Raw genomic sequence first — 12,844 nt, 5'->3', positions numbered from 1 at the left:
TGTGTATCCCTAGGATGAACGCCATTCCGTCCACCTGTCCTGATCACGGATAGCCCACGTCCATGGCCGGCAACGCCAGCAGGGCGGCTATCGAGAAGGACCGGAGGATGGACCTACAGGGCCGAGCAATACGTCGGCCTCTCGTTTATATCTCTCCGGCGCTGACTTCTTGTAGGTCTTGGCTTCAGCTGGGGTGAGGGACGCTGCGAACGGTGTTCATCGGGCATGGCGCGGCCGTGTCCGATTGTCGCAGCGGGGGGAGTTTACATAAGGAAATAAACAGACCGAAACGTCTTTTTACATTCCTGACAAAAACGCCGACCAAATGACGGCATTTTAATGGCCCTGATCGCCACCGTTCGCGCGACCAGAGCCCCCGCGGGTCAGAGATACTTGAGGATCGCGATATCACGCCGCCGTTGCTTGAGCCCGGCAAACCAACGTGTCGGAAAAAACAGCACGACACCCAGCAACACACTCCACAACCACACCATGGGTAAATCATCGAATCCGAAATAGGTACCCTGGTTGGTGCCCCAGATGGCAACGGCGGTCAGGTACAGGGCCTTGAGCACGTAAAGGTGCAGCAGGTAGAAAAACATCGGTGCGCCGCCATAGATCGCCAACAGCGCGATGGCTCCCCGATCCTGGGCTTTTTCAAAGAGTGCCAGCAACATCAGCCCTATTCCCAGGGTCGGCATCAGGAACATCAGCGACGGCGGATACTTCGTCGCGCTCATGAAGCTCATGAAGGTGCGTAGCGCGTCGCCGGTCTGGAGCCAGGGTTTGTCGCCGTACACGTTCAGGTAACGGATAAGCACAAAAGCCAGCAGCAGACCCAGCCCCATCTTGAACAACCGTCGCAGGCGCACGGCGGGTTCAACATCCTTGCCAAACCACGGCCCGATGACCCAGCCCAGCAGGATCACGCCGATCCACGGCAGCACCGGATACGTGGTACGGGCCCGGGTGAACTCGGTGATATCGATGAATGCCCGTTGATGAAGAATCGACCACGGCACGAAAAACGGCGAGTCAGGCCCTGGCACCACACCGTCCAACAGATTGTGTCCAGCAACGATGGCAACGCCGAGGAGGATCAGCCAACTGCGCTTGAGGTGCAACAACGCAGCCAGGACAATCATGCAAATGCCAATGCACCAGATCACTTGCAACCACAGTGTCTTGGGCGGGAACTCGGCGTTCCAGGCGAAACACACGAAAGTCAGTTCCAGGAAAACCAGGAACAGGCCACGCTTGAGCAGGAACAACGAGGTCTGGCCGGCGGTGTGTTTCTGGCTGTAGAGCCAGGCCGACAAACCGGTGAGGAAGATGAAGACCGGGGCACAGAGCGTACTGAGCAGGCGGGTGAAATACAGGTCCGGGGTCACGCTCAGCGCATCGATGGGGTCGGTGACCTGACGGTGCAGCAGGAATGTCTCGCGAACATGATCCACCAGCATCAGCAGCATGACGAAACCTCGCAAGGCATCGATGGCGAGCATGCGCACATGGGTTTTGGTGGCGCTGATTGCAAATAAAGGCGCGATGACGCCGGACGGGCTCGTCATGCTTGAAGGTAGGCTCATGGCTTTACTCGGATGGAGGTCGTTGGTCCGTGCAAGGCAGGGAATGAGAATTCCTGCCAAACGGAAACGGATAACATAACACTGAATTGTTATCGCGCGCAGGCTCGCTGCCACTGGGGATTGTGGTGGAGACGGTTTCGGGGACCTCACCAGGTGAGGCCTGCCTCGGGTCCCCTACCCGAGCATCTGACTCAACACCGCCCGCAACTTGCCAGGCTTGAGCGGTTTGTTGAGCAGCGGCGCGCCCAGTTTGCGCAAGGCGCGGCGGCACTGGTCGCTGCGGTCGGCGGTGATGATCACCGCAGGGATCGCCTGGTGGAAATGCTCGCGCAGGTGCTTGACCACTTCACAGCCCACGACCCCGTGATCCAAGTGGAAATCCGCCAGGATCAGCTCCGGCGCACGGCCTTGCAGCACATCCAGGGCGCCCGCTTCGTCGGTGGCGGTCAAGACTTCGCAGCCCCACTGCCCCAACAACGCCGCCATGCTTTGCAAGATGCTCAACTCATTGTCGATCACCAACAAACGCCGCCCCGGTAGCGGGTTGCCCGCGACCGCCTGTACCGGAACCTGGGACACTGGCAGGGGTTTTTCGCTGGACAGCGGCACCTCGATACTGAACACCGAGCCCCGTCCCGGCCGAGAACGCACCTTGACCCGGTAACCGAGGATGTGGGCGATACGTTCGACAATCGCCAACCCCAGGCCCACGCCTTTGCGATCCGCCGCCCGGCCGACATCGAGTTGGTTGAATTCGAGGAAAATCGACTCCAGGCAATCGGCAGCGATGCCCCGCCCCGTGTCCCAGACCTCGATGCTCAAGCGCCCTCCCCGGCGCCGGGCCGCCAGGAGAATACCGCCCTGAGTGGTGTAGCGGCAGGCATTGCTCAGCAGGTTGCGCAGGATACGGCTGATCAATCGCAGGTCGGTCAGCACGGCTTCATCGCCAAACCGCACCCGCAATTCCAACCCCGCGGCGCCGGCCACCGATTGAAATTCGGAAACCAGCGGCCCCAACAACTCATCCAGCCGATACGGCGCCAGGTCGGGCTTGACGGCGGCCTGGTCCAGCCGGGAAATGTCCAGCAGGTCGGTGAGCAGGTCTTCGGCCCCTTCGAGCGCCTGATGAGTCCGTTCCACCAGTACATGTTCGGCGGTAGGCAACTGGCGCTCACGCAACGTGGCGATCAGCAGGCGGGCCGCGTTGAGTGGCTGCAACAGGTCATGGCTGGCGGCAGCCAGGTATTTGTCCTTGCTGCGGTTGGCGGCCTGGGCGGCGTCTCGGGCATCGCGCAACTGTTGCTCGATCAGTTCGCGCTGGACAATCTGCTGCTGCAAGTTGTGGTTGGCCTCCAGCAACGCGTCGGTGCGCTCGGCCACCCGCTGTTCCAGTTGATCATTGAGCTGCTGCAGATGTTGCCGGGCCTGCTCCAGTTCATCGAGGCGCGCCGCCAGTTCCGGGTAGTGACTCTTGCGCGTTGAGTGATTGCCCAGCCCCAACAGCCCCGCCAGGGCTTTTTGCTGCTCGTCAGAGGGCTTCGCCATAGACGACCTCGACATCCCGCTGGCTCGACTCCCGAGGGTTGGTGAGGATGCACGGGTCGTGCATCGCATGCTGCGACAGGAACGGAATGTCCGAGGTGCTCACGCCATGCAGGCCCAGCGTCTCGTGGAAGCCGATGGTGTGCTTGAGGGCAATCAGGTGTTCCACCAGCCGAGTGCGGATCTGCCGGTGGTTGAGCCCCCGGCAGTCGATGCCCAGCGTCTCGGCAATCACCTTGAAACGCTCCGGCGCCGAGTTGTAGTTGAACGCCACCACGTGCTCAACCAATACCGCGTTGCACAAACCATGGGGCAAATCGAGGAAGCCGCCCAGGCTGTGGGACATCGCATGAACCGCGCCGAGGATCGCGTTGGAAAACGCCAGCCCGGCCTGCATGCTGCCCAGCATGATTTTTTCCCGCAGGGCGATGTCCGCCGGGTTGGCGATCATCTGCACCAGGTTGCCATTGATCAGGCGCATGGCTTCCAGGGCATGGGGGTCGGTCAACGGCCCGTGACCGGTGGACACGAACGCCTCGATGGCATGCACCAGGGCGTCGATGCCGGTACAGGCGGACAGGAACGGGTCCATGCTCAGGGTGGTTTCCGGGTCGATCAGCGACACGTCCGGCACCGCCGCCTTGCTGACAATGGAGAATTTCATCCGTTCTTGCTGGTTGGAGATGATCACGAACTGCGACACGTCCGCCGACGTCCCCGCCGTGGTGGGGATCAGGATCAGTGGTGGGCTGGGCACGTGCAGGGTATCGACGCCTTCGAACTCGAGGATATTGCGACCGTGGGCAACGACAATGCCGATGCCTTTGCCGCAATCCATCGGGCTGCCACCGCCCACCGCGACGATGACATCGCAATGGTTTTCCCGGTAAAGGTCGGCACCGAGCATCACTTCCTCGACCCGCGGATTGGGCGAGACCGCGCTGTAGACGCAGTAGTCGATGCCTTGGGCCTGGAGACTGGCTTCGACGTCGGCCACCCAACCGGCGGCGATGACCCCGGGATCGGTGACGATCAGCACCTTGCGTGCACCGAACGTCTTGGCGTAATTGCCGACATTGTGCCGACAACCGGCACCGAACATGATTTCAGGGGAAACGAACTTGCGCAGCGGGCTGAGGCTCATCTTTTCAGGTACGTGGCTCATCGGTAAGCCTGTTGTTATTGTCTTGGGATACCTTGAGCCTAAAGCATCCCACCGCGATTGCAATCAGACCAATGGGTAGCCCGGCCTGAACGCGTCAGGCCGGGCTGGCACTCATCGGTTGGCGAAGTACATCGTCACTTCAAAGCCAATACGCAGGTCGGTAAACGCGGGTTTAGTCCACATGGGTCTTTCCTCTTCTTGTACCGGGCGATTCCGGCAAGTCATTAATGCATACCCCGCCCAAGGCTCGAATGCTACTTTCGAAGCGGTGGAGGGAGTGCGTTGGTACTACTGCAGAGCGGGCACCTGTGGCGAGGGAGCTTGCTCCCGCTGGGGCGCGAAGCGCCCCTTCTTCAAGGCACTGCATTTGAGTGCTTGATGATTACTTTTGGGGCCGCTGCGCGGCCCAGCGGGAGCAAGCTCCCTCGCCACAGTGTTCACTCACTCGATGTCGGGGATTAGAAGAACCCCAACGGATTGATGTCGTAGCTCACCAGCAGGTTCTTGGTCTGCTGATAGTGATCGAGCATCATCTTGTGGGTTTCACGGCCGACACCGGACTTCTTGTAGCCACCGAACGCGGCGTGCGCCGGGTACAGGTGGTAGCAGTTGGTCCACACGCGACCGGCCTTGATCGCCCGGCCCATGCGGTAGGCGCGGTTGATGTCGCGGGTCCAGAGACCGGCACCGAGGCCGAACTCGGTGTCGTTGGCGATCGCCAGGGCTTCGGCTTCGTCCTTGAAGGTGGTCACGCCCACTACCGGGCCGAAGATCTCTTCCTGGAACACACGCATTTTGTTGTGGCCCTTGAGCAGGGTCGGCTGGATGTAATAGCCGCTCGACAAATCCCCCTCGAGTCGCTCGGCAGCACCGCCAGTAAGCAGCTCGGCGCCCTCTTGCTGGGCAATTTCAAGGTACGACAGGATCTTGTCGAATTGCTGCTCGGACGCCTGGGCGCCAACCATGGTCTCGGTGTCCAGCGGGTTGCCACGCTTGATCTTGGCGATCTTTTTCATCACCTCGGCCATGAACGGCGCGTAGATCGACTCTTGCACCAGGGCCCGGGATGGGCAGGTGCAGACTTCGCCCTGGTTGAAGAACGCCAGCACCAGGCCTTCGGCGGCTTTCTCGATGAAGGCCGGCTCGGCCTGCATGATGTCTTCGAAGAAGATGTTCGGTGACTTGCCGCCCAGTTCCACGGTGGACGGGATGATGTTCTCGGCGGCGCATTTCATGATGTGCGAGCCGATCGGGGTGGAACCGGTGAAGGCGATCTTGGCGATGCGCTTGCTGGTGGCCAGGGCTTCGCCGGCCTCGCGACCGAAACCATGGACGATGTTCAGCACGCCGGGCGGCAGCAGGTCGGCGACCAGCTCGATGAAGACCATGATCGATAGCGGCGTCTGTTCAGCCGGCTTGAGCACGATGCAGTTACCGGCAGCCAGGGCCGGGGCGAGTTTCCAGGCGGCCATCAGCAGCGGGAAGTTCCACGGGATGATCTGCCCGACCACGCCCAGCGGCTCGTGGAAATGATAGGCCGTGGTCAGTTCGTTGATCTCGGCCGCCCCACCCTCTTGGGCGCGGATGCAGCCGGCGAAATAACGGAAATGGTCGGCCGCCAGCGGCACGTCGGCATTGAGGGTTTCGCGTACGGCCTTGCCGTTGTCCCAGGTCTCGCTGACAGCGAGGATTTCCAGGTTCTGCTCGATACGATCGGCGATTTTCAACAGCACCAGGGAACGGTCCTGCACCGAGGTCTTGCCCCAGGCATCGGCCGCGGCATGGGCGGCATCCAGGGCCTTGTCGATGTCGGCGGCGCTGGAACGCGGGAATTCGGCAATGACTTCGCCATTGACCGGAGACGTGTTCGTGAAGTATTCGCCGTTGACCGGCGCGACAAATTCGCCGCCGATGAAGTTGCCATAGCGCGGCTTGAAGGAAACGACGGCGCCTGGAGTTCCGGGTTGTGCGTAGATCATGATGGGCCTCTGCCTGGTCGATGCCTGTCGCGGGACAGGCGATAGACCGATGGTAGAGAGCCCCGCGCGGCGGACGAATGCGTCGTTGGCAGGGGGACTCTCGTTATTTGGTCGTAGATTCAGAGCAAGGCATCCGCGAACGTGAACCCATCGCAGATACCTTTGTGGCGAGGGAGCTTGCTCCCGCTGGAGTGCGAAGCGCTCCCCTTACCTCGGTTCATGGCCGAAAACTGGCCCGCCGGGTTGGCGACTGCTTCGTAGCCGAGCGGGAGCAAGCTCCCTCGCCACGGTTCAGTGCGGATATCAGCGTTTGGCCACCAACGCTTTCGGCAACTTGAAGGTCCAGAGCATCCCGCCCTGGTTGAAGTCCTTCACGCGCTTGGCCACCTCGCCCCCCCACAGCGGCACCGCGCCGCCCCAGCCGGAGACCACGGAGACGTATTGCTCGCCGTCCATTTCCCAGGTGATGGGCGAACCGAGCACGCCGGAGCCGGTCTGGAATTCCCAGACCTTTTCCCCGGTCTTGGCATTGAACGCCTGCAGGAACCCTTCAGGCGTGCCGGTGAACACCAGGTTGCCCTTGGTGGTCAAAACCCCGCCCCACAGCGGCGCGAAGTTCTTGTGGCGCCAGACTTCCTTGCCAGTCTTGGGGTCGATGGCCCGCAACACGCCGATGTAATCCTCGTTCAGCGGCTTGATGGTGAAACCGGCGCCGAGGAACGCCGCGCCTTTCTTGTAGGCGATGCCTTCGTTCCAGATGTCCATGCCCCATTCGTTGGACGGCACGTAGAACAACCCGGTGTCCTGGTTGTAGGCCATCGGCATCCAGTTTTTCGCGCCGAGGAAGGCCGGTGCGACGAACACCGAACTGCCCTTGGCTTCGCTGCCCGGCGCACCCGGACGGCTGGCCTCGTTGTAGATCGGCCGTCCATCCTTGTCCAGGCCAGTGGCCCAGGTGATCTTGTCGACAAACGGGAAGCCGCGGATGAACTTGCCGTTGGTGCGGTCGAGCACGTAGAAGAAGCCGTTACGGTCGGCGGTCGCTGCCGCCTTGATGTCCTTGCCACCTTCCTTGTAGTTGAACGAGATCAGCTCGTTGACGCCGTCATAATCCCAGCCGTCGTGAGGCGTGCTCTGGAAGTGCCATTTGATGGTGCCATCGTCCGGATTCAGGGCCAGGCGCGACGACGAATAGAGGTTGTCGCCAGGACGCAGGTGGGAGTTCCACGGCGCCGGGTTACCGGTGCCAAACAGCAGCAGGTTGGTTTCCGGGTCGTAGTAGCCGCCCAGCCAAGGTGCGGCACCGCCGGTTTTCCAGAGATCGCCCGGCCAGGTCTTGCCCGCCTCGCCGCCGGAAATGCCATTCTCGATGGCTTTGCCGTCCTTGTAGACGTAGCCCATGTGGCCTTCCACGGTGGGGCGGGTCCACAGCAATTCGCCGTTCTTCGGGTCATAGGCACTGATCTGGCCCACCACACCGAACTCGCCACCGGCCACGCCGGTGATCAGCTTGCCGTTGACGATCAACGGCGCGGCGCTGATGGAGTAGCCTTCCTTGTGGTCGGCAACCTTCTTGCTCCACACCACCTTGCCGGTGTCCTTGTTCAAGGCCACCAACTTGGCGTCGAGGGTGCCGAAGAACACCAGGTCGCCGTACAGCGCCACGCCACGGTTGATCACGTCGCAGCAAGGGCGGATGTCATCGGGCAGGCGCGCATCGTATTGCCACAGTTTCTTGCCGGTGCGCGCATCCACCGCGAACACCCGTGAATAAGAACCGGTGAGGTACATCACCCCGTCCTTGATCATCGGCTGGGCTTGCTGGCCGCGCTGCTTTTCGCCACCGAAGGAAAACGCCCAGACCGGCCGCAGGTCCTTGACGTTGTCGGTGTTGAGGGTGTCGAGCGGGCTATAGCGCTGGCCCTGGACGCCCAGGCCGTTGGTCACGATCTGCTCGGGGTTCTTCGGGTCCTGGAGAATTTCCTGATCGGTCACGGCTGCAAGGACCGAACCGGACAGCAGCATGGCACTGAGCAGCAGGCTCACGGCGAACGGTTGGCGACGTGCGGGTTGACTCATGACGGCTACCTCTGCGGTTATTGTTATACCCGGGAAATTTTCCCGGTCTGTCGCAGATTCTTGGCCCCAGGGCCGCTGGCAACAATTGCCCGCAGTGTTGAGTTTTCTAGTTCCTTGGTACATGTCAAAGGCGGCTTGGTCGGCCAACGCAACGCCCCCGTGGAGAGGGAATGAGCAACTGCTCCCTCTTATTTGAGCACCCTGACGTTTGTGCGGCGGTCTCGTCGGTAAAAAACCACAACTTCTTGGGCATCTGTCCAATGCAGTCTGCTTAAGGTCTTTCTATCCACGCGCAAGTACTTTATGCGTGAGCTCGGTTACGTTCCTTCACCAATGTAGCAACCTCTTGAAATGTGGCTGATTGCAGTCTAGCGCGATACGGATTCAACTATTTCCGGGGCGATGCCCTCAAGGAAAATAAGTCAAGTATTTATCGCGAATTCGGTTTTGCTCTGCAACCAAACCAGACTCAGACCTCGCTTTCAGTGCATACAATCGCAGCCTAAGTTTATATGCATCAACTATTTCCTCGTCGAACTTGAGACTGTTGTCTTCTAGGGCGTCTGCAAGATACTCGTTTCTATCCGGTAACACCTTCTTCTCCAAATGTTCGAAGATACCACGATGCTTAGTTTGTTCGATGGCCGCTTGGCGCTGCATCGGCTCTAAATGAGGTTCTAGGATTTTGCCTGCCAGTGAAGAAAACGGATGGCTTTCAGGGCGCGCCGCCTTATAAGCAAGGTTATCAAGTCGGATTCCGGTTTGTGGCGTGGTGTTTTTTTGGGGGCCGCCCCCCGGGTTCAATACCTTGTTATCTGCTTGGAAGAGCTGCCTCTGAGCATCACGTTTAATCGCCTCAATCTCTTCATCTAAAGCGTTAATTCTTTTTAACGCACGTTTTCCTTTAAAGCTGGTGACCCCTTTCTTTGTCCAAAGACCTTCACCCACGTGCGTTGTTTTCAGGCCTAACCATTCCAGTGGGTTGTTCCCTGTAGGATCGCATCTATTAATCGGGTCACCCAAGCAGTATGCATATCCATTTAGTCCACCTTCCCCAAACGGACTAAAACTGTCTGGACTGTTAAATCGCATCAACACCGGGCTGAACGCCCGACGCCCATTACCCAATAAATAATGCCCGGTCACCGGATCCGCTCGTTCGCCGTTGAACCCCAGCAAACTGGCTACACCGCGTTCAGTGGGGCGATGGCCGTAAGGTGAATAGGCGATGGGTTGTCGCTGGCTGTTTTCACTGAGCGTGTGCAACACCGACCGCTGGCAATCGGTTATCAGCAGCGCAGTGTCAAACTTAACGCCATGACACTGTTGCGCGAGTAGCTGGTCGTTGTATTGGAATATTGAATTTTTTATCGTGCCTCGAATCTCTGTGACCAGGCGCTTTCTGCAGTAGAAACGCTGAGATTCAGGCCCATTCAGCAACGTACAGCCGATCAAACGGTCGAGCGGGTCGTAATGGTATCGACAGAGCAACGATTCGTGTTGGGTAGGCATAGGATGACACCTAGTAAGTTTTGACGTGCAACTGAAGGGTAGTGGGTACTGCATCAGGCGACTACTAACAGAACTGTTAGGTTAGCGAATTGGAACACCGCGCTTTTGGATGCTTCAGGCAGCTGCGCAGCCCTGCGGGAGCAAGCCTTCATGAAAAAAATCACAACCTGCTGATTTTTAAAAAACTCTGCTAAACACAGTTCGGCAATGTGGCCTCAGTTAGGCGAGCACCTCCCTTTGTGGCGAGGGGATTTATCCCCGCTGGGCTGCGCAGCAGCCCCATGAGCCCGTCCAGTCACCCCGATAGTCGGCAGAAGATAGAGGGCCGCTTCGCGCCCCAGCGGGGATAAATCCCCTCGCCACAGAGGATTTGCTCAGCCAACGGTCATTGGGCGTCCACCCGCTTCATCCCCGCCCGCTCATAGCGCGGATAGAGATGGCTGACACTGCGAATCAGCTCATAACGACTCAGGCTGATCCCGGCGAAGCGTTCGGGGATGGGGCTGCGGATCATCTCGGTCATGTCGTCGCCGCGAGCCGCGCCGTCGCGCATCAGTTGGTCGAGCCAGCCCAGGTAATCGCGCATCTGCGCAAAGGGTTGGGCGCCGGTCGCCACTGGGCCGTGGCCGGGCACGATCTGTTTCCAGGGCAAGGCCTGCAGGGTGTCGAGGTCCTGGAGCCAGACCTCCAGCCCCGGGCTGTTGGGGGTGGTCAGGGCGCGTTCGTAGAACACCAGGTCGCCGGCGAACAGCACGCCCGTGGTTTCGTCGAGGATCGCCAGGTCGGCCCCGGTGTGCCCGGCCAGTTGCAGCAGCCGCAACGCGTGATTGCCCACCTTGAGCACACCGGGCGTCAACGCTTGGGTGGGCAGCACCACCTCGGTGCCGCGCATCCAGTCGCCCACCAGCCGGTACATGTTCTCCGCCATGGCGTCGCCCTGCTGGCGCAGCAGGTCCGTGGTCCCGGCCAAGGCGCCGATGGGGACGTCGCTGAAGGCCTGGTTGCCCAGTACGTGATCGGGATGATGATGGGTCAGCAGGACCTGGATCACCGGCTTATCCGTCGTTGCCGCAATGACCTGGCGCAGGGCTTCGCCGTAGCGCTTCGACGGCCCGGTGTCGATCACCACCACGCCGGCATCGGTGACGATGAACGCGGTGTTGACGATGTTGCCGCCGTTGGCCTTGGCAAAATTCTCGGTGCTGCCTTCCAGCAGCCAGGTGCCTTCGGCGATCTGCCGGGGCTTGAGCGCGTAGTCCGTCCCGGCCCACGTCGGCCAGCACAGGCTCAGGAACATCAGCAACAACCAGCGCATGGCGCGCTCCTTGTGGTCAGGGGATCGCCGCCTCGAACGTATTGCCGCTGTTGTCGCGCAGCAGCAGGCGGGTCTGGCCCGGGCCTCGGATGTCGAAGCCCAGGTTGGGGTTTTCACTGACCGCCGGGAACAGCTCCAGGCGCGCCAGCACCTGGCCGTCGGCGTCCAGCAGTTGCGCCTGGTTGAGGAAAAACTCCGGGATGCCGCTCACCAGGCCGTTATCCATCGGATGAGCGACCTGCAAGCGCAGGCGGCTCGAATCGCCCCGGGGATAGCGGGCGCCTAGCACCTCGCCCAAGTGTTCCTCCCAACCTGGCTGGGTGCGCACCACGCTGGGCGCGGTGCAGCCGCCACCGGCCGCGTCGATCAGGGTCGAGCCGACGTGCCACAGGCCATCGCGGGTCTGCACGGCAGCACGCAGCGGCGTGGCTTGTTCGATACGAATACGGATCGACAACCAGGGCAGCACACGCGCCCCTGGTTGGAAGTCGACGATTTTCGGCAACGGGTTCAGTTCGGCCCAGGCCAGCACCCGTACGACGTCGCCAGTGAAGGCCCGGGCATCGATTTCCAGTGGCACCTGGCGTGCGTCTTCGGCAAAGGGTGGGGCCAGCAGGCGCACCCGGTCATCGAACACGAACGGCGCGTCCCCCAGCAATTGCTTGTGATAAAAGGCCCACATCACCGACGGCACCGGGTCCTTCCCCGGTTCGACCGCCGCCAGCGCAATCGTCGGCAGGCCGCACCACAGCAGGCACCACATGGCCCATTTCATCCCTGCGCTCCTATTGATACATCTCCGGCACTTCGTAACGCAGGCCGTAATGGGCATAAAGAGTCTTGACGCTGCCGTCGCGGATCAAGCCTTCCAGCGCCTCTTCCACCGCATAGGCCAACTGACGGTTGCTTTCATGCACCGCCATGCCGATTTCCCAGCGTTGCTTGCCCATGTTCGGGTAGGCGTTTTCCGCCAGCGCCAGTTGCGGATCAGCCGCCTCGTGCACTTGCCAATCGACCTCACCGCGCATGGCCATGACGGCGTCCACCTCCCCGGCCTGCATGGCCCCGAAAGCTTTGGCGACGCTGGGGTAATGGCGGGTCTTGGCACTGAGCATGCCGTTGAACACCGAGGTCAGGTAAAACGACGGCACACTGTCGACTTCCACCCCGATGGGGTGTTGCTGGAACACTGCGACACTGCCCACCGAATCCAGTCGGCGGCGGTCATATGCCACCTGCCAACATTCCTGCTGATAAGGTCCGAACATCACCACTTGGGCATTTTCCAGCTCACCGATGTCGTTGCGCTTCTGCACGTAGTCGTGGTCGTACGGCACACGCATCATCAGGTCGGCCAGTTGTCGGTCGTGCAGCGGGCTGCTGCGCCAGATGTAATCGCGCAAATCGTCATCAAGCTTCTCGCCCGGTGGTGCCCACATCAATTGCAGACGCACGCCAAGCGCCTTGGCCAGGGCCTGGGCCAGTTCCACGTCCACGCCCCTGGGTTGCCCGTGATCCTCAAAACTGTAGGGCGCGAAGTCCTTGTAGACCGCGACCTTCAACTCACCGGAGGCGATCATCTGGTCGTAGCTGCGCACCTGCGCCTGCGCCGCCTGGCCACACAGCAGCAGGCTGCACATCACCCACGCGAACAGGCGCATGG

General features: G+C 60.7%; 10 protein-coding genes. All 10 read right to left on the bottom strand.

All coding sequences use genetic code 11. The annotated features are described in order from the left end of the window. Positions 1-383 precede the first annotated feature (383 nt). Positions 384-1,589: an acetyltransferase domain-containing protein gene (locus BLO97_RS03670; RefSeq protein WP_092141391.1), complete on the bottom strand. Its 1,206-nt coding sequence runs from the start codon at positions 1,587-1,589 to the stop codon at positions 384-386. 174 nt (positions 1,590-1,763) lie between these two features. After that, complete coding sequence (locus tag BLO97_RS03665; protein WP_092222108.1) at positions 1,764-3,134, bottom strand: hybrid sensor histidine kinase/response regulator; 1,371 nt, start codon at positions 3,132-3,134, stop codon at positions 1,764-1,766. Then, a complete protein-coding gene (gene ercA / locus BLO97_RS03660) occupies positions 3,118-4,275 on the bottom strand; it encodes an alcohol dehydrogenase-like regulatory protein ErcA (RefSeq protein WP_092222169.1) in 1,158 nt (385 codons plus the stop codon). Before ercA ends, BLO97_RS03665 begins: the two co-directional genes overlap by 17 nt. Positions 4,276-4,407: 132 nt before the next feature. Next, positions 4,408-4,479, bottom strand: coding sequence for a pyrroloquinoline quinone precursor peptide PqqA (gene pqqA / locus BLO97_RS03655; protein ID WP_003253598.1), 72 nt, complete (start codon positions 4,477-4,479; stop codon positions 4,408-4,410). Between the two features lie 275 nt (positions 4,480-4,754). Further along, on the bottom strand, positions 4,755-6,275 hold the full coding sequence (locus tag BLO97_RS03650) for an acetaldehyde dehydrogenase ExaC (RefSeq protein WP_063321443.1): 1,521 nt from the start codon (positions 6,273-6,275) through the stop codon (positions 4,755-4,757). A 303-nt stretch (positions 6,276-6,578) separates the two neighbouring features. Then, a complete protein-coding gene (locus BLO97_RS03645; protein ID WP_092222106.1) occupies positions 6,579-8,354 on the bottom strand; it encodes a PQQ-dependent methanol/ethanol family dehydrogenase in 1,776 nt (591 codons plus the stop codon). Between the two features lie 408 nt (positions 8,355-8,762). Further along, positions 8,763-9,866 (bottom strand): RHS repeat-associated core domain-containing protein, encoded by a 1,104-nt coding sequence (locus BLO97_RS03640; RefSeq protein WP_092344980.1) that lies wholly within the window; start codon positions 9,864-9,866, stop codon positions 8,763-8,765. Positions 9,867-10,251: 385 nt separating this feature from the next. Further along, complete coding sequence (locus tag BLO97_RS03635) at positions 10,252-11,181, bottom strand: quinoprotein relay system zinc metallohydrolase 1 (protein WP_092344978.1); 930 nt, start codon at positions 11,179-11,181, stop codon at positions 10,252-10,254. A 16-nt stretch (positions 11,182-11,197) separates the two neighbouring features. Then, positions 11,198-11,956 (bottom strand): quinoprotein dehydrogenase-associated SoxYZ-like carrier, encoded by a 759-nt coding sequence (locus BLO97_RS03630; RefSeq protein ID WP_092222100.1) that lies wholly within the window; start codon positions 11,954-11,956, stop codon positions 11,198-11,200. Between the two features lie 10 nt (positions 11,957-11,966). Continuing rightward, a complete protein-coding gene (locus BLO97_RS03625; RefSeq protein ID WP_092344976.1) occupies positions 11,967-12,842 on the bottom strand; it encodes a substrate-binding periplasmic protein in 876 nt (291 codons plus the stop codon). Between the last annotated feature and the right edge of the window lie 2 nt (positions 12,843-12,844).

The sequence above is a fragment of the Pseudomonas sp. NFACC05-1 genome (genome assembly GCF_900100135.1).
Taxonomy (GTDB): Bacteria; Pseudomonadota; Gammaproteobacteria; order Pseudomonadales; family Pseudomonadaceae; genus Aquipseudomonas; species Aquipseudomonas fluorescens_Q.
This window is presented reverse-complemented; position numbering and strand designations above follow the sequence as displayed.

Bases quoted from the DNA above. Each gene is read 5' to 3' on its own strand.
- BLO97_RS03670 (WP_092141391.1), bottom strand. From the start codon at position 1,589: ATGAGCCTACCTTCAAGCATGACGAGCCCGTCCGGCGTCATCGCGCCT.
- BLO97_RS03665 (WP_092222108.1), bottom strand. From the start codon at position 3,134: ATGGCGAAGCCCTCTGACGAGCAGCAAAAAGCCCTGGCGGGGCTGTTG.
- ercA (WP_092222169.1), bottom strand. From the start codon at position 4,275: ATGAGCCTCAGCCCGCTGCGCAAGTTCGTTTCCCCTGAAATCATGTTC.
- BLO97_RS03650 (WP_063321443.1), bottom strand. From the start codon at position 6,275: ATGATCTACGCACAACCCGGAACTCCAGGCGCCGTCGTTTCCTTCAAG.
- BLO97_RS03645 (WP_092222106.1), bottom strand. From the start codon at position 8,354: ATGAGTCAACCCGCACGTCGCCAACCGTTCGCCGTGAGCCTGCTGCTC.
- BLO97_RS03640 (WP_092344980.1), bottom strand. From the start codon at position 9,866: ATGCCTACCCAACACGAATCGTTGCTCTGTCGATACCATTACGACCCG.
- BLO97_RS03635 (WP_092344978.1), bottom strand. From the start codon at position 11,181: ATGCGCTGGTTGTTGCTGATGTTCCTGAGCCTGTGCTGGCCGACGTGG.
- BLO97_RS03630 (WP_092222100.1), bottom strand. From the start codon at position 11,956: ATGAAATGGGCCATGTGGTGCCTGCTGTGGTGCGGCCTGCCGACGATT.
- BLO97_RS03625 (WP_092344976.1), bottom strand. From the start codon at position 12,842: ATGCGCCTGTTCGCGTGGGTGATGTGCAGCCTGCTGCTGTGTGGCCAG.